General features: G+C 66.1%; 23 protein-coding genes. 14 read left to right on the top strand and 9 right to left on the bottom strand.

Features of this window, described 5'->3' with window-relative positions; genetic code table 11:
- Positions 1-26: 26 nt before the first annotated feature.
- Both AC1D1Y_RS08045 and AC1D1Y_RS08040 read right to left on the bottom strand, forming a co-directional pair.
- Positions 27-1,358: an NAD(P)/FAD-dependent oxidoreductase gene (locus AC1D1Y_RS08045; protein WP_477681930.1), complete on the bottom strand. Its 1,332-nt coding sequence runs from the start codon at positions 1,356-1,358 to the stop codon at positions 27-29.
- 53 nt (positions 1,359-1,411) lie between these two features.
- Positions 1,412-2,884, bottom strand: coding sequence for an aldehyde dehydrogenase family protein (locus AC1D1Y_RS08040; RefSeq protein WP_477681878.1), 1,473 nt, complete (start codon positions 2,882-2,884; stop codon positions 1,412-1,414).
- Positions 2,885-3,452: 568 nt separating this feature from the next.
- Between AC1D1Y_RS08040 and AC1D1Y_RS08035 the strand changes: the two genes are divergently transcribed.
- From AC1D1Y_RS08035 to AC1D1Y_RS08005, 7 genes are all read left to right on the top strand, one after another.
- On the top strand, positions 3,453-5,078 hold the full coding sequence (locus AC1D1Y_RS08035) for an ABC transporter substrate-binding protein (protein ID WP_477681877.1): 1,626 nt from the start codon (positions 3,453-3,455) through the stop codon (positions 5,076-5,078).
- Between the two features lie 100 nt (positions 5,079-5,178).
- The gene (locus AC1D1Y_RS08030; RefSeq protein WP_477681876.1) at positions 5,179-6,135 is read left to right on the top strand and encodes an ABC transporter permease; all 957 of its coding nucleotides are present in this window, start codon (positions 5,179-5,181) and stop codon (positions 6,133-6,135) included.
- Between the two features lie 31 nt (positions 6,136-6,166).
- On the top strand, positions 6,167-7,036 hold the full coding sequence (locus AC1D1Y_RS08025) for an ABC transporter permease (protein ID WP_477656079.1): 870 nt from the start codon (positions 6,167-6,169) through the stop codon (positions 7,034-7,036).
- Complete coding sequence (locus AC1D1Y_RS08020; protein WP_477681875.1) at positions 7,036-8,874, top strand: ABC transporter ATP-binding protein; 1,839 nt, start codon at positions 7,036-7,038, stop codon at positions 8,872-8,874. The genes AC1D1Y_RS08025 and AC1D1Y_RS08020 overlap by 1 nt, the downstream gene beginning before the upstream one ends.
- Positions 8,875-8,971: 97 nt before the next feature.
- Positions 8,972-10,423, top strand: coding sequence for an NAD-dependent succinate-semialdehyde dehydrogenase (locus AC1D1Y_RS08015; protein WP_477656077.1), 1,452 nt, complete (start codon positions 8,972-8,974; stop codon positions 10,421-10,423).
- A complete protein-coding gene (locus AC1D1Y_RS08010; RefSeq protein WP_477681874.1) occupies positions 10,420-11,718 on the top strand; it encodes a D-amino acid dehydrogenase in 1,299 nt (432 codons plus the stop codon). Before AC1D1Y_RS08015 ends, AC1D1Y_RS08010 begins: the two co-directional genes overlap by 4 nt.
- 60 nt (positions 11,719-11,778) lie before the next feature.
- Complete coding sequence (locus AC1D1Y_RS08005) at positions 11,779-12,546, top strand: enoyl-CoA hydratase/isomerase family protein (protein WP_477681873.1); 768 nt, start codon at positions 11,779-11,781, stop codon at positions 12,544-12,546.
- Here AC1D1Y_RS08005 and AC1D1Y_RS08000 read toward each other — a convergent pair.
- Positions 12,533-13,414 carry a LysR family transcriptional regulator gene (locus tag AC1D1Y_RS08000; RefSeq protein WP_477681872.1) on the bottom strand — a complete coding sequence of 294 codons (882 nt, stop codon included), beginning with the start codon at positions 13,412-13,414 and terminating at the stop codon, positions 12,533-12,535. The two genes, AC1D1Y_RS08005 and AC1D1Y_RS08000, sit on opposite strands and share 14 nt — an antisense overlap.
- Positions 13,415-13,525: 111 nt before the next feature.
- Between AC1D1Y_RS08000 and AC1D1Y_RS07995 the strand changes: the two genes are divergently transcribed.
- From AC1D1Y_RS07995 to AC1D1Y_RS07985, 3 genes are read left to right on the top strand one after another with little or no spacing between them, the layout of a single operon-like run.
- Positions 13,526-14,206, top strand: coding sequence for a Bax inhibitor-1/YccA family protein (locus tag AC1D1Y_RS07995; RefSeq protein ID WP_477681871.1), 681 nt, complete (start codon positions 13,526-13,528; stop codon positions 14,204-14,206).
- Between the two features lie 21 nt (positions 14,207-14,227).
- Positions 14,228-14,497, top strand: a complete 270-nt coding sequence (locus AC1D1Y_RS07990) for a TFIIB-type zinc ribbon-containing protein (protein ID WP_477681870.1) — start codon at positions 14,228-14,230, stop codon at positions 14,495-14,497.
- Between the two features lie 46 nt (positions 14,498-14,543).
- Positions 14,544-14,984, top strand: a complete 441-nt coding sequence (locus tag AC1D1Y_RS07985; protein ID WP_477681869.1) for an ABC transporter substrate-binding protein — start codon at positions 14,544-14,546, stop codon at positions 14,982-14,984.
- Positions 14,985-15,063: 79 nt separating this feature from the next.
- Here the strand turns inward: AC1D1Y_RS07985 and AC1D1Y_RS07980 are convergent, their stop codons facing one another.
- From AC1D1Y_RS07980 to AC1D1Y_RS07965, 4 genes are all read right to left on the bottom strand, one after another.
- Positions 15,064-17,346, bottom strand: coding sequence for a nitric-oxide reductase large subunit (locus AC1D1Y_RS07980; RefSeq protein ID WP_477681868.1), 2,283 nt, complete (start codon positions 17,344-17,346; stop codon positions 15,064-15,066).
- 34 nt (positions 17,347-17,380) lie between these two features.
- The gene (gene nirK / locus AC1D1Y_RS07975; RefSeq protein WP_477681867.1) at positions 17,381-18,853 is read right to left on the bottom strand and encodes a copper-containing nitrite reductase; all 1,473 of its coding nucleotides are present in this window, start codon (positions 18,851-18,853) and stop codon (positions 17,381-17,383) included.
- Between the two features lie 291 nt (positions 18,854-19,144).
- On the bottom strand, positions 19,145-20,137 hold the full coding sequence (locus AC1D1Y_RS07970) for an alpha/beta fold hydrolase (RefSeq protein WP_477681866.1): 993 nt from the start codon (positions 20,135-20,137) through the stop codon (positions 19,145-19,147).
- A 45-nt stretch (positions 20,138-20,182) separates the two neighbouring features.
- A complete protein-coding gene (locus AC1D1Y_RS07965) occupies positions 20,183-20,869 on the bottom strand; it encodes a glutathione S-transferase family protein (protein WP_477681865.1) in 687 nt (228 codons plus the stop codon).
- A 154-nt stretch (positions 20,870-21,023) separates the two neighbouring features.
- On the opposite strand from AC1D1Y_RS07965, the gene AC1D1Y_RS07960 reads away from it, so the two are divergent.
- Complete coding sequence (locus AC1D1Y_RS07960) at positions 21,024-21,596, top strand: TetR/AcrR family transcriptional regulator (protein ID WP_477681864.1); 573 nt, start codon at positions 21,024-21,026, stop codon at positions 21,594-21,596.
- 20 nt (positions 21,597-21,616) lie between these two features.
- Here AC1D1Y_RS07960 and AC1D1Y_RS07955 read toward each other — a convergent pair whose 3' ends face one another.
- Positions 21,617-22,558, bottom strand: coding sequence for a LysR family transcriptional regulator (locus AC1D1Y_RS07955; protein WP_477681863.1), 942 nt, complete (start codon positions 22,556-22,558; stop codon positions 21,617-21,619).
- Positions 22,559-22,665: 107 nt separating this feature from the next.
- Between AC1D1Y_RS07955 and AC1D1Y_RS07950 the strand changes: the two genes are divergently transcribed.
- From AC1D1Y_RS07950 to AC1D1Y_RS07940, 3 genes are all read left to right on the top strand, one after another.
- Positions 22,666-23,304 (top strand): DsbA family protein, encoded by a 639-nt coding sequence (locus tag AC1D1Y_RS07950; RefSeq protein WP_477681862.1) that lies wholly within the window; start codon positions 22,666-22,668, stop codon positions 23,302-23,304.
- Between the two features lie 148 nt (positions 23,305-23,452).
- The gene (locus tag AC1D1Y_RS07945) at positions 23,453-24,274 is read left to right on the top strand and encodes an MBL fold metallo-hydrolase (protein WP_477681861.1); all 822 of its coding nucleotides are present in this window, start codon (positions 23,453-23,455) and stop codon (positions 24,272-24,274) included.
- 4 nt (positions 24,275-24,278) lie between these two features.
- On the top strand, positions 24,279-24,677 hold the full coding sequence (locus AC1D1Y_RS07940; RefSeq protein WP_477681860.1) for a nuclear transport factor 2 family protein: 399 nt from the start codon (positions 24,279-24,281) through the stop codon (positions 24,675-24,677).
- Between the two features lie 30 nt (positions 24,678-24,707).
- Here AC1D1Y_RS07940 and AC1D1Y_RS07935 read toward each other — a convergent pair whose 3' ends face one another.
- Positions 24,708-25,106: a RidA family protein gene (locus AC1D1Y_RS07935; protein ID WP_477681859.1), complete on the bottom strand. Its 399-nt coding sequence runs from the start codon at positions 25,104-25,106 to the stop codon at positions 24,708-24,710.
- Between the last annotated feature and the right edge of the window lie 30 nt (positions 25,107-25,136).

The raw sequence follows: 25,136 nt of genomic DNA, 5'->3' as shown, positions 1-25,136 counted from the left end.
GATCCGCACGGCCTCGCGCGGCAAGCCTAGAAATCAGCCACTTTGCCCCACATCGACTCCTTGAACCGGGCGGGGTCAAAAGGCTTCGGATCGAAGATCGGTTGGGCCCCCGACACGATGTCGGCGATCAGGTGGCCCGCGCCGGGGCCGATGCCGAAACCATGTCCCGAAAAACCCGCGGCCAGGATGAGGCCGGGCACTTGCGGCAGTTCCCCGATGCCCGGCACGCCGTCGGGTGTGCTGTCGATGTAGCCCGCCCAGGTGTTGGCGATGCGGGCTTCGCGCAGCACGGGCAACAGGTCGACGGCACGGCGGTGGATTTCGCGGACACCGGCGGGGTCGGGCGTCGGGTTGAGGATACGCGCCCGTTCCATCGGGGTGGGGGCGTCCAGCTTCCATCGCGCACGGGTTTCGTGGCCCCAGCGTATGCCTTCCAGGCCGCCGGGAAACACGTTGCGCCAGCGCTTGGCGAACATCGGGATGAACTGCGGCGCAAAGCGCAGCAGCTGCGGCGTGGGGTCGGCGCGCCCACGGCCGCTGATGGCCAGGACGTAGTGGCCGTCGGGGCGCCGGGTGACGGCGACGCGCGGGCTGGTCAGCGCGGCCGGCAGTTGCTGCGCCACCGGCGACAGGCGCACGATGGATTGGCGTATCGTGGCGAGCGGAAATTGCACGCCGAGCTGGTTGCAGAACGAGGACGCCCACGCACCGCCCGCTAGCACGGCCGTCCTGGTCTTGATGGTCCCCGCTTCGGTCACGACGCCGCTGAGCCGGCCGCCCTCCATCTCGATGCCGCGCGCGGCGCAGTTCTGGTGGACGCTGCCGCCGAGCTTCATGAGCGCGGCAGCCACCGCGGGCGCCGCCTTGGCCGGGTCGGCCGTCCCGTCGCTGGGTGAGAAGACGCCGCCTTTCCAAGCGCGGCCGGTCGCCTGGCCACGCTCCGAAGCCTCGCGGCCGCTCAGCATGTGTGTGGTCACGCCGGCGGTCGTCGCGAATTCGCGCCACTTGGCCCAGCCGGCAATCTGGGCCTCGTCATCACTGAGGTACAGCAAGCCGCAGCGCGTGAAGCCCGTGTCTTCGCCGCTGTCGGCGGCAAACTGGTCCCAGAGTTCGAGGCTTCGGGTGGCCATGGGCAGTTCGCGCGCGTCGCGGTTCTGCTGGCGGCACCAGCCCCAGTTGCGGCTCGATTGCTCGGCGCCGATGTGGCCTTTTTCGACCAGGGCGACCGACAGCCCGCGCTTGGCCAGGTAGTAAGCAGTGAAGACGCCGATGATCCCGCCGCCGATCACGACGACGTCGGCGCTGGCCGGCGGGGTGCTGGAAGTCTCGAGGAGGCGCAGGGGCTGGGGCTGGGACATGGATGGATTCTGGTCGTTGCTGGGTGTCTGCATTTTTTGTACCAAGGCCGCGCTCATGCTGTCTCCTCCTGCCCGAAGCCCAGGATCGCCTTGGTCTCCAGGTATTCCTCAAGGCCTTCGATGCCGTATTCGCGGCCGTTGCCCGAGCGCTTGTAGCCGCCGAAGGGGGCATGGGGGCTCCAGGCCGGGTAGTTGATGTGCACCTGCCCGGACCGGATGCGCGCCGCCACCGCCCGCGCCGCGGCCAGGTCCTGGCCCTGCACGTGCGCGCCCAGGCCGTAGACCGTGTCGTTGGCGATCTCCACCGCCTCGTCCACGCTGTCATAGGCGATGATCACCAGCACCGGCCCGAAGATTTCTTCCTGCGCGATCTGCATTTGGGAGTGAGCCGAAGAGAAGATGGTCGGGCGGCAATAGAAGCCGCGCTCCAGGCCCTCAGGCCGGCCCGGGCCGCCGCAGACGAGGCGCGCGCCCTCGGCAATCCCGATGCCAATCATTTCCTGCACCCGGTTGAACTGCGCGCGGTTGGCCACCGGGCCGTGCGTGGTCTGCGGCGAGCGCGGGTCGCCCACAACAAAGCTCAAGGCCGCTTCCAGCGCGATCCGTTCAACTTCCTCGAGGCGCTCGCGCGGCACGATCATGCGGGTCGGTGCGCTACACGATTGGCCGACATTGCGAAATGCTGCCCCCACGCCGGCGGGCACGGCGCGCACCAGGTCCGCGTCCGGCAGGATCACGTTGGGCGATTTGCCGCCGAGTTCCTGGGCCACGCGTTTGACCGTCGGGGCCGCCGCCTGGGCCACCAGCACGCCGGCCCGGGTTGAGCCGGTGATCGAGATCATGTCCACGTCCGGATGTGCCGACAGCGCAGCGCCGACTTCGGGCCCATTGCCGCTCACCAGGTTGAACACGCCCGGCGGGATGCCGGCGTCTTGCACCACCTCGGCAAACAGCAAGGCGCTCAGGGGCGACAGCTCGCTGGGTTTCAGGACGACGGTGCATCCGGCTGCCAGGGCGGGGCCGACCTTGGCGGTGATCTGGTAGAGCGGCCAGTTCCAGGGGGTGATCAGGCCGCACACGCCGATGGCTTCGCGCTGGATAGTCACGTCGCCTCGGTGGGAGAGAAAGGGATAGCCGGCCAGGTTGTCCCGGGCCACGCGGATGTGTTCGGCCGCGACCGGCACCTGTGTGCTGCGCGCAAACCCGATGGCGGCGCCCATCTCCAGCGAGATCGCCTGGGCGAAGAGTTCGGCCCGCTCGAGGATCAGGGCATGGATGCGGCCGAGCAGCAAGGCCCGGCTCTCGGGAGAACTGACAGACCAGGTCGCGAAGGCGCTGCGAGCGGCGGCCACAGCCACCCCGACATCTTGTGCGGTTCCCAAGGCGATCCGCGCGATGGGTTCTTCGGTCGACGGGTTGATGACGCTGGCCCGGGCTTGCCCCGCGGGCAGGACCCACTCACCGTCTATGAACAGGCGATCCAGCCGGCCGGCGGCTTTGAGCTGCTCAACAAGGGAGACGTTCATGGGCGTTTGCCCTTCGCGGCGGTGCGGCGGATTCCGCGCTGCCCCGCGGTGAAATTGCCTTTGCGCAACCCGCGCATTGTGTCGTCATATTCCATGCTTGCCCTCTCAAAAGAATCGAAGTCATGGTACGCCCTTGACCGGAATTGATCTGCCGTTTAAGCGTGGGCATTCGGCATGAACGGTGCGCAAGCGGCGCACAACCGCAGCATCTGCGGCGATGGTTCAATAGCATTCATTGCATGGCGCCGGTGAACCGGCACAGGCTTTGCACCACCTTTCAAGGAGGACGCTTTCATGACCCTTCGCCCGGAGTCCATCGGCTTCGATTGCCGCGGCACCCTGACTGGTTTCCCCATGCGCCGGATGGGCCTGTATGCGCCGCGGCATCGCAAGGGCGGGCGGCCCCGGCAGGGCAGCACAAGCCGTCGGGGGCGCGCCGCACACCATGCCGCCGGCTATCCGCAAAACCGCAGTTTTAACCAAGCGCCCCGGCGTGATCGAGGTATATCCCCGGTCGGCAGGTGCTCCAATGCCTTTACCCCACCCACGAGATGACTAGGAGAAAACCATGGCAGATAACAAGCAGCTGGACGGCCTGATCGGCCCCGAAGAGAGCACACGCATCCTGGGTGCGTTGCAACGCGGCGCGAGCCGGCGCGATGTATTGGCCATGTTGACGGCCGGCGGCATGCAGGCGGCCCTGGCCGGCAGCATCGCGGGCTTTGCCGCGAATGCACAGGCGCAAACGCCAACGCCGCGCAAGGGCGGCCGCATCAGGGTCGCCGAAGCCACTTCCGGGGTGAGCGACACCCTGGACCCGGCCAAGCAGGGCAACGGCACCGACTATTCCCGCGGCTTCATGTTCTACAACGGATTGACCTACCTGGACGCGAGCCTGACACCGCAGCCCCAGCTGGCCGAGGAGTTCAGCACCAAGGACGCCAAGACCTGGATATTCAAGCTGCGCAAGGGCGTGACCTTCCACGACGGGAAGCCGCTCACGCCGGCCGACGTGGTGTTCTCCATCATGCGCCACAAGAACCCGGCCATCGGCTCCAAGGCCAAGGTACTGGCTGACCAGATCGAGGACGTGACGGCCACCGGCCCCAATGAAGTCACCATCCGCCTGGTGGCCCCCAACGCCGACCTGCCGGCCATCCTGGGCACCTACCACTTCCACATCGTCAAGGATGGCACGACCGACTTCAACGCGGGCATCGGCACGGGGCCGTACAAGGTCAAGGAGTTCAAACCCGGCGTGCGCGCGATCGCCGTGCGCAACGACAACTACTGGAAGTCCAACCGGCCTTACCTGGACGAGATCGAGCACGTGGGCATCAGCGACGAAACGGCGCGCGTGAACGCGCTGCTGGCGGGTGAACTTGATCTGATCGGCCGGGTCAACCCGCGCTCGATCGACCGCGTCAACGCCAGCGGCAAGGCAGCCATCTTCGAGACCAAGGGCGTTTCGTATACCGATCTGATCATGCGGCGCGACAGCGGCCCGGGCAGCAACCCGGACTTCGTGCAGGCCATGAAGCTGCTGTTCAACCGCGAGCAGATGCTCAAGTCCATCCAGCTGGGCCGTGGCGTCGTGGCAAACGATCAGCCCATCGATCCGGGCAACCGCTTCTTCTTCAAAGGCCTGAAGCAGCGCCCCTACGATCCCGAGAAGGCGAAGTGGCACTTGAAAAAGGCCAATCTGGGCAGCGCCACGATCCCCGTGGTGGCCTCGACGGCCGCCACCAGCTCGGTGGAGATGGCTCTGGTGCTGCAGCATGCGGCGCGGCAGGCCGGCCTGAACCTGGACGTGCGCAACATGCCGGCCGACGGCTACTGGTCGCAGCACTGGATGAAGCACCCGGTCAATTTCGGCAACATCAACACGCGCCCCACGGCCGACCTGGCCCTGACCCTGTTCTTCAAGTCCGACTCCCCCACCAACGAGTCCGGCTGGAAGAACGAGAAGTTCGACCAGTTGCTGGTGGCCGCGCGCGGCGAAACCGACCAGGCCAAGCGCGCCCAGATGTACGCCGACATGCAGGTCATGATCCACAACGAAGGCGGCATCGGCATTCCGATGTTCCTCTCCAGCCTGGACGGCCACAGCAAGAAGCTCAAGGGCCTCAGCCCCATCCCGCTGGGCGGGATGATGGGCTCGAGCTTCGCCGAACACGTCTGGATAGAAGCGTGACTCCCCCCCGTAGCGCCTTCGGCGCTTCCCCCTCGAGGGGGCGCCCTCTGCGGCCCGGCAAAGCCGGTTCCGCGCGGGCACTTGGATGGAAGAGCCTCGTATGAACATGACGATCTTGCGATTGGTCGGCGGCCGCATCCTCGCGGGCCTGGGCTCGCTGCTGGCGGTGTCGGCGGTGGTGTTCGCCATCACCTCCGTGCTGCCCGGCGACGCGGCCGAAGAGACGCTGGGGCAGGACGCCACGCCCCAGGCGGTGGCGGCGCTGCGCAAGGAGATGGGACTGGACCGCAGCGCGATGCTGCGCTACTTCGACTGGCTGGGCGGCATGGCCAAGGGCGACATGGGCAAGTCCGTGGTCACCGGCATGCCTGTGGGTGAGGCCGTCGCCAGCCGCCTGCCGGCTTCGCTGCAGCTGGCAGCGGTGACGACGGTGTTTTCCGTCCCGCTGGCCCTCGGCCTGGGCATTTTGTGCGCCTTGCGGCGCGGCTCGGCTTTCGACCGTTTCACCAGCATGGCGACGGTGGCCGTCGTGTCGGTGCCGGAATTCCTGGTGGCCACGCTGGCCGTGCTGGTGTTCGCGGTGCAGCTGAAATGGCTGCCCGCGCTCTCGTACGCGGTCGACGTTTCGTCGCCGGGCGAGATGCTGCGCTCCTTCGCGTTGCCGGTGCTCAGCCTGGGCAGCGTGATCGTGGCCCAGATGCTGCGCATGACGCGCGCGGCCGTCATCGACCAGCTGGCCGCGGCCTATATCGAGATGGTGCGGCTCAAAGGCGCGAGCGCCGCGCGCACCGTGCTGTTCCACGCGCTGCCCAACGCCATCGGCCCCATCGCCAACGCGGTGGCGCTGAGCCTGTCTTACCTGCTGGGCGGCGTGATCATCGTCGAGGTGATTTTCAATTACCCGGGCATCGCCAAGCTCATGGTGGACGGCGTCGCGCAGCGGGACATGCCGCTGGTGCAGGCCTGCGCCATGATCTTCTGCTCGGCCTACCTGGTCCTGGTGATGCTCGCCGACGTGTGCGGCATCGTCTCCAACCCGCGATTGAGGCATCAATGAGCACCGCAGCGCGCAGCGCGAAGGTTTTCCTATGAATATTGCAACACTTGTTCCTTCGGCGGCCGCCACCCGGCGCCGCGCCTGGCTCGCGGGCTGGTCGCGTGCCGGCAAACTCGGGCTGGCCGTATTGGCGTTCTGGGTGGCCGTGGGGATCTTCGCCTGCTTCGTGCCAGACAGCGCGCTGGGCGAAATGTCCGACGCCGGCGTGTTCCAGGGCATGAGCGCGCAGCACTGGCTGGGCACCGACTACCTGGGCCGCGACATGCTCACGCGCATCGTTGTCGGCACACCCTACACCATCGGTGTGGCCTTTGTCGCCACGCTGATCGCCTGCGGCGTGGGGGCGGTGCTCGGCCTGCTGGCCGCCGTGGCGGGCGGCGCGGTCGACGCGGTGCTCAGCCGCGTGCTGGACACGCTGGTGTCCATCCCGAGCAAGATGTTCGCGCTGGTGGTGATCGCCGGTTTTGGCTCCTCGGTCCCGCTGCTGATCGCGGTGACGGCCGTCGTCTACGCGCCGGGCGCCTACCGCATCATCCGATCGCTGGCCGTGAACATCAACGCCATGGACTACGTGCTGGTGGCGCGTGCCCGCGGCGAACGCCGGGCCTACATCATGCGCCGTGAGATCCTTCCCAACATCACCGGCCCGCTGCTGGCCGACATGGGCCTGCGCTTCGTCTACGCCCTGCGCCTGCTGGCGAGCCTGAGCTTCCTGGGCCTGGGTGTGCAGCCGCCGATGGCCGACTGGGGTTCCCTGGTGCGCGAGAACCTCGGTGCCTTGCCGGTGGGCGGTGTCTCCGTGCTCGCCCCGGCCTTCGCGATCGCCGTGCTGACCATCGCGGTCAACCTGGTGATCGACAACCTGCCGGGACATACCGACGCAGACCGGGAGAAACATTAATGGGTGCCACTGTCCTCGTGAATGACTTGCGCGTTGTGGCGCAGGCCGCCGGCGGCGAAACCGAGATCGTCAAAGGCGTTTCCTTCCGCATCGAGCCCGGCGAGGTGCTGGCGCTGATCGGCGAATCCGGCTCCGGCAAGACCACCATAGGCCTGGCGCTCATGGGCTATGCGCGGCACGGCTGCCGCATCGCCGGCGGCAGCGTGCGCATCGGCGACACCGATGTGCTGGGCCTGTCTGAATCCGAACGGCGCCGCCTGCGCGGCCGCCGCGTCTCTTACATCGCGCAGAGCGCCGCCGCTTCCTTCAACCCGTCGCGCACCATCATGGACCAGGTGGTGGAAACCGCCCACATCCATTCGCTGATGCCGCGCGCAGAGGCCGAGAAAAAAGCCGTGACGCTGTTCCGCGAGCTGGCGTTGCCGCAGCCCGACAGCATCGGCCAGCGTTATCCGCACCAGGTCTCGGGCGGGCAGCTGCAGCGCCTGATGGCCGCGATGGCGCTGATGAGCGACCCGGACCTGGTGATCTTCGACGAGCCCACCACGGCGCTGGACGTCACCACCCAGATCGAGGTGCTGCACGCCTTCCGCCGCGTGGTGCGCGAGCGCCAGACCACGGCGGTCTACGTCACGCACGACCTGGCGGTGGTGGCCCAGATGGCCGGCCGCATCCTGGTGCTGCGCGACGGCGCCGAGCGCGAGATCGGCACCACGGCGCAGATCATCAACACGCCGAAGGACGACTACACGCGTAGCCTGATCGCCGCGGCGAATCCCAAGGCGCGCAGCGGCGAGACGGTGGCCGAGGGCGCCACGCCGTTGCTTCAGGTGCGCAACCTGGTCGCCGGCTATGGGCCCCTGGACAAGCACGGCCGGCCCGCCTCGCCGGTGCTCGACGATGTGAGCCTGACCCTGTACCGCGGCCAGGCGATCGGCGTCATCGGCGAGTCCGGCTCCGGCAAGACCACGCTGGCCCGCGCCGTCGCCGGCCTGATAGGCCCCGCCGGCGGCCAGATCATGTTCGACGGAAAGCCGCTGCCGCGCCTGGTGTCGCAGCGTTCGCCCGAGGAACTGCGCCGTATCCAGATCGTGTTCCAGATGGCGGACACGGCGCTCAATCCTTCGCACACCATCTCCGACATCCTCGCGCGGCCGCTGCAGCTGTACCGCGGCCTGAAAGGCGAGGCGCTGGACAAGCGCATCGCGCAGTTGCTCGACCTCGTGCAACTGCCGCAGGCCTGCGCCCGGCGCCTGCCTGCCGGGCTCTCCGGCGGGCAGAAGCAGCGCGTCAACCTGGCGCGCGCGCTGGCCGCCGACCCCGACCTGATCCTGTGCGACGAAGTCACCTCCGCGCTGGACACGGTGGTGGGCGCTGCCATCCTGGACCTGCTGGCGCAGCTGCGCAAGGAACTCGGGGTGTCCTACATGTTCATCAGCCACGACATGAACACCGTGCGCGCGGTGTGCGACGAGATCGTGGTGCTGTACGCCGGCCAGAAGGTGGAGTCGCTGACCCGGTCGGCTTTCGCGCATGCGCCGCGCCATCCCTACTTCCACCTGCTGGCCAACTCCGTTCCGGAATTGCGCCCGGGATGGCTGGACGAGGTCGGGGCGGCGCAGCGCGCGGCCCTGCCGCTGGTGCAGGCGCCCGTCGACCGCGCGGGCATCTGCAGCTTCCTGGACCGTTGCCCCCTGCGTGTGGCCGGCCTGTGCGACAGCAAGACGCCGCCGCGGCATGAGCTCGAAGGCGGCGTGGAAGTCTTCTGCCACCGCAGCGCCGACGAATTGCTGAAGCTGCAGCAGACCCAGGTGCAACCGCGCGAGTGCACGGCCTGATCCCTAAGGCCCGGTCCCGTGAGCGCCGCGCGCGCCTGGAGATCGGCGCCTGGGCGCCAGCGTGAATTTTTTCTGAACTGAACTTGATTGAACTGACATGCAAACACTGAACTACATCGCGGGCCGCTGGCAGGCGGCCCAGGACGGCCGCCAATTCGAGGTGCGCAATCCCGCCGACGACAGCCTGATCACCCTGGCGGCCGACGGCGGCGCGGCGGACGCGCGGCTGGCCGCCGACGCGGCGGCGCAGGCGCTGCCCGCCTGGAAGGCACGCCCGCCGCGCGAGCGCTGCCTGATCCTCAAAAAATGGCAGGCGCTGATCGAGCGCGACGTGGAGCCGCTGGCCGAACTGATTTCACGCGAGCAGGGCAAGCCGCTCGCGGAGTCGCGCGGCGAAATCGCCTACAGCGCCGGCTATGTGGAGTGGTTTGCCGAAGAGGGCGTGCGCGCCCACGGCGAGATCATCGCCGCGCCGGTGTCCAGCAAGCGCTTTCTAGTGCTGCGGGAGGCCGTCGGCGTCGTCGCCGTGGTCACGCCCTGGAATTTTCCCGCGGCAATGATCGCGCGCAAGATCGCCCCCGCGCTGGCGGCTGGCTGCACGGTGGTGGCCAAGCCCGCTGAAGACACGCCCCTCACGTCTCTGGCCCTCGTGAAGCTGGCCGAGGAAGCGGGCGTGCCCGCCGGCGTGCTGAACATCGTGCCCGCCTCGCGCGAGCGCACGCCGGAAGTGGTGGGCGAGTGGCTGCGCGACGGCCGCGTGCGCAAGGTCAGTTTTACTGGCAGCACGGCCGTCGGCAAGGTGCTCGCGCGCGAGTCGGCCGGCACGGTCAAGAAGCTGTCGCTTGAGCTCGGCGGCAACGCACCCTTCATCGTGTTCGAGGATGCGGACCTGGACGCCGCTGTCGAGGGCCTGATGGCCGCCAAGTTCCGCAACGGCGGCCAGACCTGCGTCAGCCCGAATCGCGTGTTCGCGCACGAGGCCGTGCATGACCGCTTCGTCGACAAGCTGGCGGCCCGCGTGGGCGCCTTGCGGGTCGGCCCGGCCAGCTGGGCGGAGGCCGAGATCGGCCCCATGATTAACGGGCGGGCGGTGGACAAGATCGAGCGCCACGTGAACGACGCCGTGGCCAAAGGCGCGAAGGCGGTGGTGGGCGGAAGCCGCGTGCGCACGGAAGTCGCCAACGGCCCGAACTACTACGCGCCCACGGTGCTGACCGGCGCGACGACCGACATGGAGCTGTCCTGCGAGGAAACATTCGGCCCGGTGGTGCCCATATTCCGGTTCAGCAGCGAAGACGAGGTGATCGCGCAGGCGAACGACACGCCTTTCGGCCTGGCCGGCTATTTCTTTTCCAACAACATCAAGCGCGTCTGGCGCGTCGCCTCCGCGCTGGAGACCGGCCTGGTCGGCATCAACGAAGGCGCCATCGCTGCGCAGGCCGCACCCTTCGGCGGCGTCAAGGAATCGGGCTACGGCCGCGAAGGCTCGCACTGGGGCCTGGACGAATACCTGCACACCAAGTACGTCTGTCAAGGCAATTTGACATGAAGGTGCTGGTCCTCGGTGCCGGCGTCATCGGCACCACCACGGCCTATTACCTGGCCCGCGCGGGCCACGAGGTGACGGTGGTCGACCGCCAGCCCGGCCCGGCGTTGGAGACCAGCTACGCCAACGCCGGCCAGGTGTCGCCGGGCTACGCGGCGCCGTGGGCCGCGCCCGGCGTGCCGCTCAAGGCGCTGCGCTGGATGTTCCAGAAGCATGCGCCGCTGGCCATCGGCCTGGACGGCAGCATGGACCAGCTGCGCTGGATGTGGCAGATGCTGCGCAACTGCAGCCCGCGGCGCTATGCGGTGAACAAGGAGCGCATGCTGCGGCTGGCCGAATACAGCCGCGACTGCCTGGCGCGGCTGCGCGAAGACACCGGCCTGCGCTACGAAGGCCGCGAGGGCGGCACGCTGCAGGTGTTCCGCACCCAGGCGCAGCTCGACGCCGTCGGCAAGGACGTGGCCGTGCTGCGCGCCGCGGGTGTGCCCTATGAACTGCTCGGACCGGAAGACCTGGCGCGCGCGGAGCCGGCCATCGCCACCGAAGCGCTGGCCGGCGGCCTGCGCCTCCCCGGCGACGAAACCGGGGATTGCCATTTGTTCACCACCCGGCTGGGGCATCTGACCCAGTCCATGGGCGTGCGTTTCTCCTTTGGCGAGGCCATTGATCGCGTGGAGCTGAGCGCGGGCCGCGTGGCCGGCGTACTTCAGGGCGGCCGCCTGCTCACGGCCGATGCCTATGTGATGGCGCTGGGCTCGTATTCCACGGCCATGCTGGCCGAAGCGGTGAAGATTCCCGTCTATCCGGTCAAGGGCTATTCGATCACCGTACCCATTGCCGATGCGGACCGCGCGCCGGTGTCGACCGTGCTGGACGAGAGCTACAAGATCGCCATCACGCGTTTTGACCGCCGCATCCGCGTGGGCGGCATGGCGGAGCTGCGCGGCTTTGACCTGCGCCTGAACCCGCGGCGCCGCGAAACGCTGGAGCTGTGCCTGAACGAGCTGTTCCCCGGCGCCGGCCATGCCGAGGCCGCTACCTTCTGGACCGGCCTGCGGCCCATGACCCCGGACGGCACACCGCTGGTGGGCCGCACGCCGCTGCCCAATCTGTACCTGAATACCGGCCACGGCACGCTGGGCTGGACCATGGCCTGCGGCTCTGCGCGCGTGCTGGCCGACCTCATGAGCGGCCGCGCACCCGAGATCCGCGCCGACGACTTGTCGGTAGAGCGCTATGCGCAGCCTAAACCGCGGCCATCGACCGACCCCTTGACCGAACCCGGCCTGCGGACCTGAAGCCGGCGCGGTAAAACCGCCGCTCCTTCGGCCGGTGTGTGTACGGCCTGGGAGAAAACCTTGAGCCGGAAATTTGTCCGTTCGCTGATGGCTTCCGGGTTCAGAATCACATCCATGACAACAACTCCCAAACTGCTGGTCGAGTCCGCGGATGGCATCATGACCGTGTCCTTGAACCGCCCCGACAAACTCAATGCGATTGACAACGAGCTTGCCCGCGCGCTTCTTGCCGCCATTGACCAGGCCTCGCGCGACGATGCCGTCCGGGTGCTGCTGCTGCGAGGCAAGGGCCGGGCATTCTGTGCGGGGAGAGACGTCGGTGCGCCCCCCACCGAAGACGATTTGGTATTGGTGCAGGCTGTGTCCAAGGCGCTGGTGTCCCTGCCCAAGCCGGTGCTTGCTTCGGTTCATGGCTGGACTGTCGGCGCCGGCTTCGAGTGGATGCTCAATGCGGACATTGTGGTCGCGGGGGAAAGCACCCGCTTCAAACTGCCGGAGGCCTCCATCGGGGTGTTTGTGACCGGTGGATTGACCGCAACGCTACCCGCCTGTGCAGGCCTTGCACGCGCCAAGGCGCTGATGCTGCTGGGCGAGGAGTTCTCACCCGTGCAGGCGCTGGCCTGGGGGTTGGTCTGGAAAGTGTTTCCCGACCAGGAGCTCGAATTAGCGTCCCAACAAATCGGCGCCAGGCTGGTGTTGCTTCAACCGGCGGTTGCGGCCAGCTTCAAACGGGTCCTCAACGACATCGGCCTTCGCCATTTCGACGATGCCATCGCGCTGGAGAACGAGGCGCAGCGAGCGCTGGGAGGCTTGATCAACGTGGGTTGAGCAATTGCTGGACCACGATGTGCTTCACCTTGCGTTCGGTGCTGATGGCGTAGTAGTGCTCATTCACGCCTTCGCAAGCACCCAGCAAGCGGACCTGGTGCCGCCTCAGGAGGTCATCCTGTACCGACAGCGCCGCGGGGAAAACGCCCAGGCCGCTGCCGCCGAAGGTCTCCAGCAACGCGCTGTCCTCAAACTCACCGACAACGCGCGGGCGCAGCCCGTGTTGAAGCAGCCACTGGTCCAGCGGCCCGCGAACGGTGGAATGCGAAGTGGGCAACAGGACGGGCACCTTGCCCAGCGACGCGGGGAAATCCTTTTGAGCAAGCTTCCACCAATGCTGCGACGCATACCAGCCCATGCCCGAAATGCCCAGTGAATGGTTGTGCACCTTCAGGTGCGGATTGGACGGTGCGGGGTGGTCGGACAGCACGACATCCAGCCGGTGCATGGCCAGGTCGGCCAGGAGGTCGGCCATTTCACCTTCGTGGCAGACGAGCCGCAGGTCGGGTGTGCCCAGCACCGGCTGGAGCAGACGCTGCACCACCAGTTTCGGCAAGCCGTCCGCAATGCCTACCGTCAGCCGGACCGATTTCGCCTGGGCGGCGCTGCGCACCAGTTCGGGTAGCGCTTCGCCCAACTGAAAAATCTGCTCGGCCTGGCGCAGCGCCAGGTCGCCGGCTTCGGTCAGGGCCAGGCCCCGCCCGGCGGGTTTGAGCAGCTGGCATCCCAGGTCCCGTTCCAGTTCGCGCACTTGCGCACTGATGGTCTGGACCGCCATGTCCAGCCGCGCCGCGGCGTGCGACATGCCGCCTTCCTTGGCAACCACCCAGAAATAGTACAGGTGCCGGTAGTTGAATGCGAGGCTCATCTTCAGGTTTCACGGGATCGTTATTCAACAATTGTCTGCTTTTTCTTTGTGCATGAGAGTCCTATTCTGTAATGACCCCTCGCAGATTGTCTGCATCACGAAAGGAAAACCATGAACCGACCATTAGCTTTCCCAACTCAAACCGCCGGCTCCGGCTGGGTCGCCGGCATCGCGAAGCACAAGGTGCTCCGTAACACCTATGCCTTGTTGTCCATGACGCTGCTGTTCAGCGCCGCCATGGCCGCGCTGGGCGTCGTCTTCAAGCTGCCGGCCCCGGGGCTGATCATCACGCTGGCCGGGTATTTCGGCTTGCTGTTCCTCATCCACAAGGTGCAGAACAGCGGCTGGGCTGTCCCGGCGGTTTTTGCCCTCACCGGCTTCATGGGCTATACGCTGGGCCCTGTGCTGGCCATGCACCTGGCCCTGCCGAGTGGCGCGCAGGCGATGACGCTGGCGCTTGGCACGACGGGCGTGACCTTCCTGGCCTTGTCCGGCTGGGTGTTGGCCACACGGCGCGACTTCAGCTTTATGGGCGGCTTCCTGTTCGCCGGCATGGTGATCGCAATTCTTGCCGGTCTGGCGGCGATCTTCCTGCAGCTGCCCGCGCTGGCGCTGGCCGTGTCGGCCGTGGTGGCCTTGCTTTCGGCGGGAATGATCCTGTTCGAAACCAGCCGCATCGTGAACGGCGGTGAGACCAACTACGTGCTGGCCACCGTCAGCCTTTTTGTCTCGCTGTTCAATCTTTTCACCAGCCTGCTGAGCCTCTTCGGCTTCGGCGGCAGCAACGACTAATTCAAGGTCAAGGAGAAACTTATGAAATGCCCTCATTGCACCGACGTCACCCTGGTCATGACGGAGCGCCAAGGCGTCGAAATCGACTACTGCCCTCAATGCCGCGGCGTATGGCTGGACCGCGGTGAGCTCGACAAGCTCATCGCGCGCGACACGGCCGCCGCACCCGCGCCGCAGCCGGCCTACCAGCAACCGGCCCGCCGTCCCGACTTCGAGGATTCGGACTACCGCCACCACAGCGGTTATGGCAGGCGCAAGCCCAAGTCCTGGCTCAGCGAAATATTCGACTGAGCCAGGCAGCCCTCTCTTTCTCATCCATTTTTATTTCAGGAACACCATGAACACTTCTCTTCGCAGCACCGCTGCTACCGTGATCGCCGTGACCATCGCTTCAATGACCGTTCCCTCGCTGGCATTCGCCAAACGAATCGGCAGCGGGGGCCGATCGATGCCGGCCGCCCGGGCCGGCAATGCCCCAGCGGCCCCATCAGCTCCGGTGGCGGCCAAGGCCCCGGCACCCGTCGCCGTTCCCGCCACCACCGCAGCGCCGGCCGCCGCGGCCGCCCCCGCTGCCCGCGGGCCTGGCTTGATGGGCACCATGGGTGCGGTCGCCGTGGGCGCGGCTGCCGGCACTCTCGCCGGCAATGCGCTGGCCGGCAGCCCGGCATCCGACAAGGAAGCCAAAGCCAAGGACGCGGAGAAAGAAGCCCAGGACTTGCAACACAAGGCCGACGAAGCCAAACGCAAGGCCGAAGCCGCCCGCGCCGCGGTGAAGTGATGCGTGGCCCGTGCCAGCCGTCCGTGCGGCTGCCGGCCTTGCGCAATCCTGCAAGCGCGTGGCCACCGGATGCGGATGCTCAACCGCGTGCTTCGCCCAGGCGCGGCTCGGGCTGCGGCAGCTTGGGCGCCTTGTTTAGCAAGCCCAGCACCACCTGCAGCGCCATCGCCATCGCGCCGACGATGAACACGACGTCGCCGAAGGTGCGCACCCAGCGCAGGTTCTGCAGCAGGGGCTGCTGCATGAATTCCTCGCTGCGCGCATACCACAGGCCTTCGCTGACGCTGGCGTGGAACTGGATGATCCCGATGGGCAGCAGGCTCGTGAAGATCATCAGCACCAGGCCGGCGTTGAGGCCCCAGAACGCGGTTTTCATCAGCGGCGCGCTGAACCGGTAGTCCGGGCGCAGGTAGCGCAGCACCAGCAGCGTGAAGCCCAGCGCCAGGAATCCGTAGACCCCGAACAGCGCGGCATGCGCATGCACCGGCGTGGTGTTCAGCCCCTGGATGTAGTACAGAGACATCGGCGGGTTGATCATGAAGCCGAAGACACCGGCGCCCAGCATGTTCCAGAAGGCGACGGCGACGAAGCACATCATCGGCCACTTGAGGTTTTCCATCCAGGCGGCGCGCGCCTTGAGCCGCCAGTTCTCCCAGGCTTCGTGGCCCAGCACGATCAGCGGCACCACCTCAAGGGCGCTGAAGCTCGCGCCGACCGCCATCACCGGCGTGGTGGTGCCGGCGAAGTACATGTGGTGGAAGGTTCCGGGAATGCCGCCCAGCATGAACAGGGACGCCGATGCCAGGCTCGCGGCGGTGGCCATGCGTATCGAGACCAGGCCGAGCGTGGAGAAGATGAAGGCCAGTGCCGTGGTGGCGAAGACCTCGAAGAAGCCTTCCACCCAGAGGTGGACCACCCACCAGCGCCAGTACTCCATGACCGACAGGTGGGTGCGCTCGCCGTAGAAAAGGCCTGCGCCGTAGAACAGGCCGATGGCGCCCACCGAGGCGGTGAGCAGCGCCAGCAGGTTCTTGTCGCCGCCTTTCTTCAGAAGCGCCGGGACGACGCCGCGCAGCATCAGCACCAGCCACAGCAGGATGCCGGTGAACTTGCCGATCTGCCACAGGCGTCCCAGGTCCACGTACTCGTAGCCCTGGTGCCCGAGCCAGAAATTCCATTCGGGCGGCATCACCTGCGCGATCGCCAGGTAATTGCCGGTGAAGGAACCCACAACGACGAGGACCAGCGCCCAGAACAGCACATCCACGCCGGCCTTCTGGAACTTCGGGTCCTTGCCGCCGTTGATCAGCGGTGCGAGGAACAGGCCCGCCGCCAGGAAGCCGGTGGCGATCCAGAACAACGCGGCCTGGATGTGCCAGGTGCGGGTCAGCGAATACGGAAACCACTGCGAGACGTCGATGCCGTAGAACTGTTGCCCTTCGACGGTGTAATGCGCGGTAAACCCGCCGACGAACACCTGAAAGATGAACAATGCCACGACCAGGAACAGGTACTTGCCCAGGCCTCGCTGCGAGGGCGTGAGCGCAAAGGTGGTCAGGGGGTCGCGCGCGGCGGGTGCCGGCAGTGGCTCGTCATGGTCGCGCAGGAAGGCCCAGGCCCAGACCAGGAACCCCACGCCGGCCAGCAGCACCACGATGCTGGCGATCGACCAGACAATGTTCTCGCTGCTCGGCCGGTTGCCGATCAGCGGCTCGTGGGGCCAGTTGTTGGTGTAGGTGACTTTCTGGCCGGGACGCTCGGTCGCGGCGGCCCAGGCGGTCCAGAAGAAAAATTGCGTCATCTGCCGGCGCCGCTCGGCGCTCGGCAGCGTGTTCTCCTTCATCGCGAAGTGCTCGCGGCTTTTCTGGAGCGAGGGCGCGTCGGAGAACAACTTGTCGTAGTACCCGGCGGTCTGGGCGAGGGCCTGGACGCGGCGTTCCGACAGCTTCAGCACCTCCGCCTGGTCGACACGGTTGCCGCGGTACTCGGCCTTGAGCTGCTCGCGCAGCGCGGCTTGCGCCGGCCCGTCGAGCGCGGCGTAGGCCTTGCCGTGCAGCTGCTGCGCGGCCAGTTCCAGCCACGCGCCCAGTTCGCGGTGCAGCCAGTCGGCGGTCCAGTCCGGCGCCTGGTAGGCACCGTGGCCCCAGATGGAGCCCAGCTGCATGCCGCCCACCGACTGCCAGGCCGTCTGGCCGTCGAGGATGCCCTCACGGTTGAACAGGACCTTGCCGTCCGGTGCCGTCACCTGCGCGGGGATAGGCGGCGCCTGGCGGTAGACCTCGGTGCCGTAGTAGCCCAGCAGCGAGAAGGTGACGATCAGCACGCCGATCAGCGTGAACCAGAGTTTTTTGTATGAGCCCATGGGATTCTCCTAGGTCGAGGGTGAGGGGACGTGCTTACAGCACGCCGGCCTTGTAGACGCCGGGAACCGGCTCGCCGCTGACTTCAAGCACGCCCACCGCGCCCTTGCCGGCGCGCGACAAGGCGTGGTCCACCAGCAGGTAGCTTCCAGGGTGCTGGACCTTGATCTCGACGATGGTCGCGCCGCCGGGCGCCACCAGCGTGGTCTGCACGTCGTGCTTGATGCCCGTGAAGGAGCCTTCGCTGTACACGGTGTCGAAGATCTCGCCGATGACGTGGAAAGACGATATCTTGTTGGGGCCGCCGACGCCGAAGTAGATGCGCACGGTTTCACCCACCCTGGCCTGCAGCTTGTGGGTCTTGTTCAGCGCGCCGACTTCGCCGTTGAAGACGTAGTAGTCGGGCAGCTCATTGGCCATCTTCTCGAGGTCGGCCTCCTGGTGCCCTTTGGCCCCGTGCGGGCGGCCCGTGTACATCTCGCCCTGCATCACGTAGTACTCGCGGTCCACCTTGGGCAAGCCGTCCACGGGCTCGACCAGGATCATTCCGTACATGCCGGCCGCGATGTGCTGCGGCACCAAAGGCGTGGCGCAGTGGTACACGTACAGGCCCGGGTTGAGCGCCTTGAAGGTGAAGGCCTTCTCCTGGCCCGGAGCGACCTGCGTGTGTTCGCCGCCGCCGTGGCCGCCGGTCACCGCGTGCAGGTCGATCGAATGGATCATCTTGCTGTCGCGGGCATTGGCCAGCGTCAGCTCGATGGTGTCGCCTACGCGGGCGCGCAGCATCGGGCCGGGCACCTGGCGGTTGAAAGTCCAGTAGGTAAAGCTGGTGCCGTCGTCGAGCTTGCCGGGCAGCTCGACTGTTTCCATGCGGTACTTCAGGGTCCTGGGCGCCCGGGCCCCTGTGGCGGGAGGTACCGCGGCCGGGTTGGCGGCCACGCTGATGGCGGACGGATCGGCCGCGCGCTGCGGCACGGGGGCCGGGGTGTAGAGCGCAAGCGCGGCCTGGCTGGAGTCGCTGCCGGCCGGCGCGGCGCCTTGGGCGATGGCGGGGCCGTTGACTTGCAGCCGGCCTTCCATGCCGATCTGCCGGTGGCCGGGGATGGAGCAGTAATAGGTGAAAGTGCCGGAGCGCGGAACCTTGAAGCGCAGCGTAGCCTTGCCGCTACTGCCGTTGAACTTCGGCGAGGCGACGTTCAGTTCGGGGATCACCAGGTCGTGCTCCGCGCCTTCCCCGCTTTCCAGCACGATCTCGATCGTGTCGCCCGCGTTGGCCGTGAGGGTCGGGTTCACCTGTCCCTTGTCGCCGACGAACACCATTTTTCCGTCGACGATGTTGGTGTGCAGTTCGTAACGCTTGATCCCGGCGGGTGTCGCAGCACTTGACGTGGCGCCGGATGCGGCAGCGGCATGTGCCGGGTGCGCAGCGGGCTGCGCCTGCACGGACAAAGCCGCGGCGAGGATGCAGATGGCGGCGGCGATGGCGCCTGGGGGCAGGGTCCGTTTCATGTGGCTTTTCCTTGGTCTTTTGTGCCGGTTCGGCAGTTCCGACTGTGGGGGCGGCGAGCCACGCAAGCTTGTCTTAGATCAACACCTTGCCAAATAGAAGAGCCATGCCGCCTGAACAGGCGCCGATCGCCGGCGGCTTGCCGCACCGAGATATCCGGCCCGGTTGAAGGGGTATAGCCGTCGGGCAATCCGGGCATCAACACGCTTGCGTGATGCCCGGACTGCGTGCCCGGTACTCAGAAAAAAAGCGCCTTGTCCTGAAACCGGTGCGATGGGGTCGCCACGCCGACGCTACGCTTTCAGGAAGGCCAGCAAGTCCGCGTTGAGCCTGTCTTTTTGCGTGACGATCAGGCCGTGCGAGCCGCCTTCGTAGACGATCAGTTCGGAATTTTTGACCAAGGCCTTCGACAGCGCGCCTGAAATTTCGAGCGGCACGATCTGGTCGTCGCTGCCGTGCACGATCAGCGTCGGAACGCTGATCTTCTTCAGGTCCTCCCGGAAGTCGGTCTCGGAAAATGCACCGATCGCGTGATAGGCGGCGAGCATTCCCGTGGCCTGTCCCTGGCGCCAGTATTCTTCCCTGACGCCCTCCGATACCTTTGCGCCCAGGCGGTTGTAGCTGTAGTAGGGCATGGACACGTCCTTGTTCCACTGGGAGCGGTCAGCCTGGACAGCGGTGCGGAAGCCGTCGAAGACCTCCACCGGTGCGCCGTGGGGATTGGTCTGCGTTCTCAGCAGGAAGGGCGTGACCGCGGCGATCAGCGCCGCTTTCGCGACACGCTTCTCGCCATGGCGGCCGATGTAGCGGGCGACTTCGCCGCCGCCCATCGAATGCCCGACGAAGGTCGCCTGCCGGAGGTCCAGCAGTTCAACCAGGGTCGCCAAGTCGTCGGCAAATGTGTTGAAGTCGTAGCCCGTGCCGGGCTGGCTCGAACGGCCGAAACCCCGGCGGTCCAGCGCGATGACGCGAAATCCTTTGTGCAGCAGGAACATCATCTGGTTTTCCCAGGCATCCGAGGACAGCGGATAGCCGTGGCTGAAAACGACGGCCGGGCCGCTCCCCCAGTCCTTGTAATAGAGGATCGTGCCGTCTTGGGTGGTGAAGGTGCTGGAACCGAGCTTTGCTCCGGCGGTGCGAGCTTGAGCTTTGGCCTTGGCTTCAGCCAGGGCCGGCGCGGCGGCCAAACCGGCGGCGGCTACGCCGGCGACACCGAGCATGAGACTGCGGCGCGCAACACGTGCAGGCTCCGCGGCCTGGTTTTGATGAGGAAAGTTGCTGGTCATTTTTTCGTTCTGTGAGATGGGAATGGGCAGGAAAAGGCGTGGCGCTTAAAAGCCAAGGCGGCGAAGGTCATCCGCGTCAAGCGACTGGCCGCTGCGGTTCCTGATGCTTGGGCGGTCCGCCACCCTGGCGCGCCATGCCTGGAGTGCTGTGTGGTCCCTGGAAACGGAAATCCCGGCGACATCGGCAAAAAGCAGGCCCGCGAACAGCGTGATGTCGGCCATCGAAAAGTCCTCGCCAGCGACATAGGGCGTGGCCGCGAGCACCTGGTCGAAATACGCCAAGCCCGACTCCGCCTTGGCGCGCTCGCGCCCGGCCCATTCGCCGCGATGTGCCCAGTCCGGGCTCTTGAACGGAAGGAGGTCGGCGCCGAGGCCGGGCGTCCCATAGTGGAAGTAGATACCGATCGGATCGAGCACCATGGCCTCCGCGCGCCGTTGCATCATGTGGATCACGCCCTTTTCCCGGGGCGTCCTGCCCGTGAGGGTCGGTGCGCCGTCGAGGTTGTCGAGGTACTCCGTGATCGCGGTGCTTTCGGACAGGTACAGGCCGTCGTCGAGCTGGAGTACCGGCAGGACGCCGAGAGGGTTTTTGGCCAGAAAACTTTCCTGCTTGTGTTCGGCGCTGATGAGGCTGACTTTTTCAAATTCAATTTGGCCGTCCAGATGTTTTTCGGCCAGAACGATGCGGATACGCGCGGGATTGGGGGTGCCAGGGTTGTCGAATAATTTCATATGAGTTTTCAATAACTACCAAGTGGTAGATAGGTTAAAATGACGGATTTACCGATAGAGACAATCTCGAATGAGATGTTATCTACCTATCGATAGGTAGAATTTTAGGATCTCGCCGTCTTTGACGTCAAGCTTTTTTTAAAGGGGATGAGACATGGCTTCTTCAGCGATCGATACCAAGGAAGGCATCATGGCGGCCGCCCGGCTGATGGTGCAGGCCAGGGGATACAACGCCCTGAGCTTCCGTGAACTGGCCAAAGAGGTCGGCATCAAGAGCGCCAGCATCCACTACCACTTTCCGACCAAGGACGACCTGGCCGTGGCCCTCGCCCGGCGTTATACCGAAGACCTCGTCCTGCACCTGCAGAGCCTGGCGAGCAAGAGCAAAGACACCCACGAGCGGATGACGGGATACGCTGAAGTTTTTCGGGGCGCCCTGCTTAAAAGCAACCGGATGTGTTTGTGCGGGATGCTGGCCGCCGAGCGTGATGACCTCTCGCCTGAAGTACAGGCAGAGGTCGAGAAGTTCAACGCGGCCAATGTCGCCTGGCTGTCCGAGGTGCTGGCGACCCATGATCCGCTACAGAGCCCCGACGCGATTGAGCGCCGGGCGTTTGCCATCCTGTCCGCGGTGGAGGGCGCGCAACTGGTCGCCCGTGGTTGCGGTGATGTGCGCGTCTACGACAGAACCATCGACGCTTACCGGTCCGCAGGCTTGATGCCTTGAGGGGCGCCGGCATTCACACGTCAAGCGCCCTGCCGCTGCTGCTCCCTCTCCGCCAGCAGGTCGACAAAAGCACGGACCTTCGCGGGGCGAAAGCGCGCGGCCGGAAACACCGCATGGATGCCGCCCGAAGGCAGAAGCCACTGCGGCAGCACCTGGATGAGGCGACCGGCCGCAAGGTCGTTTGCCACCGCGTAGTCCGGCAGCACTGAAAGCCCCGCGCCCTGGCACACGGCTTCGCGCACGGCGAGTGTGGCGTCCAGAAAAATCGAGGCCTGCACGTGTACCGCCTGGCGCTCGGTCTCGTTGAGCGAGAAATTCCAGGTCAGGTGGTCGCGCAAGGCGGTGTTGGCGATGAAGGGCAGGCCGGCGATGTCTTGAGGGCCGGTGAGCCGCGCCACTTGCGGCTTCATGGCCGGCGATGCAACCAGCAATTGCCGGAAGGAGCCGATTTTTCTTGCCTGCAGGCTGGTCTCGGCCAGCCAGCCGACACGGATCGCCAGTTCGATGTTGCCCGACATTAGGTCCAGCGTCTGGTCTGTGAGCACGGCATCGACCTTGCACGCCGGATAGCGCTGGGTGAAGGCGGCGATGGCGGGCACCACGATGCCGACGCCATAGTCGAAGGGGGCGGTGAGCCGCAGCACGCCGGAGGGCTCCGCCGAGGTTTCGGCCAGGTCATCGAAGGCATCCCCGGCCTCGCGCAGGATCAGCGCGCAGCGCAGGTAAAAAGCCTGGCCCAGTTCGGTGGTCTGCACCTTGCGCGTGGTGCGCACCAGCAGCGATGTGCGGAACTCACGCTCCAGCCGGGCAACCTGCTGGCTGACCACCGCCTTGGTGATCCCCAGGCGATCCGCCGCCGCCGTGAAGGAGCCGGTTTCCACCACCGCCGCGAAGTAGGCCAGGCGCCTCAGGTTGCCCAGCCCGCCGAGGCCGCCTTCGTCTTGATTGTTTGCTTTAAACATACATTGTGTTTATCAGAGATGCCTTTAACAGTCAATGCATTGTGCCTACGATCACAGCCAGTGAGCAAAGAACGCAAAGAACACCTGGCAAAAACTCCAAAGAACCCATGACCAAGACCCTCTATTACCTGTTCGACCCGCTGTGCGGCTGGTGCTACGGCGCCATGCCGGCGCTGTCGGCCTTGAGCGAAGTTCCCGCTGTCAATATCGAACTGCTGCCCACCGGGCTTTTCGCCGGCGAGGGCGCAAGGCCTATGAATGCTGAGTTCGCCGCCTATGCCTGGTCCAACGACCAGCGCATCGAAGGCCTGACGGGACAGCGCTTCACCGAGCAGTACCGCGAGCGGGTTCTCGGTGATCGTCAACGGCTGTTTGACAGCGGCCCCGCCACCCTGGCGCTCACGGCGGTGTCATTGACGGCACCGGACCGGGAGCTGGAAGCCCTCAATGCGATCCAGACTGCGCGCTACGTGGATGGCCAGGACACGACCTCGCTGGAAACGCTGGCCGGCGTTCTGCGCGGGCTCGGCCTTGAACAGGCCGCCGTACTGGTGGCGCAACCCGATGAGGGTCTTCTCTCGGCCACCCAGTCCCGCACGGATCGTGCGCGGGCCTTGATGCGGGAGTTCGGCGCGCATGGCGTGCCCACCCTGGTGGTCGAATCCGGCGCGAAGCGCTGGGTCGTGAACCACGCGGCCTTCTATTCCAACCCGAGCGCGCTGGCCGGCGCGCTCGAGGCGGCCTGAGCCCGGCGCTGCCCCCATCCCCGCAACCCCTTTCAGTTAACTGTTCAAGAAGAAGGAAGAAGGAAAAACCATGACAACACGAAGAGAAGCAATCAAAATTGTAGCCGGCGCGGCTGTCGCGACGGCCATCCTAGGAGTGAAAAGCGCTATGGCTGCAAATACCCAACTGACCTGGAAACATTTCCCCGCCGGCGAGCACGGATTCTTCCGTGCCCCGGTACTGATCTCCGGCGAGCGTGAAGCCGTCCTGATCGACGCGGGCTTCACGCTTCCCGACGGCAAGGCCCTGGCCGAGGCCATCAAGGCCACCGGCAAAAAGCTCACGACGATTTACATCAGCCAGAGCGACCCTGACTACTACTTCAGCCTGGCGCCCATCAAGGCGGCGTTTCCCGACGCCAAGGTGATCGCCGCACCGGCGACCATCGCGGCCATCAAGGGCAATGTGGAAAAGAAACTCGCCACCTGGGGCCCGCAGCTCAAGGAGAACGGCCCACAGGCGCTGGCGGACATCGTGATGCCTGAAGCCTTTGACGGCCGCAGCCTCACCCTGGAAGGCCAGGCCATCGAAATCGTCGATGCCGACGGCCTGGCCAATCGCCGCTACATCTGGGTGCCTTCGCTGAACGCCATCTTTGGCGGCGTGCTGCTGTTCTCCGGCGTCCATGTGTGGACCGCCGACACCCAGGGCGCCGAGGCCCGCGCCGCATGGGTGAAGACGCTTGACGCCATGGCCGCGCGCAAACCCGCCGTGGTGGTCCCCGGCCACATGGCGGTCACGGCGGCGGTGGACGCAAGCGCGATCCAATACACACGCGACTACCTCGTGGCTTTCGAGGAAGTGCTGGCCAAGGCCGCCGACAGCGGCGCCCTCATCGCGGCCATGACCCGGCGCTACCCGAACGCCGGCATGGGCGTGGCGCTGCAGATCGGCGCCAAGGTCGCCAAGGGCGAGATGAAATGGGGCTGAAGCCATGATGTCGAATCTCGACATCGTCAGCGCCCACTACGCAGCTTCGGCTCAGGGAAACATCGGCGAGATGATGGCCCATGTCTCGCCCCAGGTGCGCTGGACCGAGATGGCGGGCTTTCCCTGCGCGGGCACCTGGGTCGGGCCGCAAGCAGTGGCCGACAACGTCTTTTCCGTGCTAGGCCGGGACTGGATCGGCTATCGCTTCGAACTGCAAAACCTCATCGACGCTGGTGAACACATCATCGGCGTGGGCAGCTACCACGGCACTTACCGCGCCACCGGAAAAGACATGCAGGCCCGCGTGGCCCATGTCTGGCATTTGCAGGACGGCAAGGTCGTGGCCTTCGAGCAATTCACGGACACGCTGCTGGTTCACCGGGCGATGGGTGACGCGGGCTGAGCGATTCCCGGCTGCTCCCCAGGCCAATCCTCATCGGCCTTCCGGCAACTTCGCAATCACCTTGATCTCGAACTGGAAGCCATACAGCCAGGTCACGCCGACGGCGGTCAGCGTGGGATGCGGCGCCTGACCCCAGTATTCCGGCACCACCTTCCAGATAGTCTCGAAGGTCGACTGCGGGTCCACCATGAAGACGGTGACGTCCACGACGTCGTCGAAGCTGGATCCCGCGGCTTTCAGGATGGCGTTCAGGTTGTCGAAGGCGAGCCGCACCTGCGTCTGCAGGTCGGGCTCGGGCGAGCCGTCCTCGCGGCTGCCGACCTGGCCCGACACGAACAGGAAACCGTTGGACTTCAGCGCCGGTGAATAGCGGTTGCGTTCATAAAGTGCCCTGCGCCCGGGCGGGAAAACGACGTCGCGTTGTGTCATCTCAATCTCCTTCATTCAAAAAATCAGGCC

Source organism: Polaromonas sp. P1_G1 (genome assembly GCF_056405595.1).
Note: the sequence above shows the minus strand (reverse complement) of the source record. Positions and strands in the feature narration are given on the sequence as shown.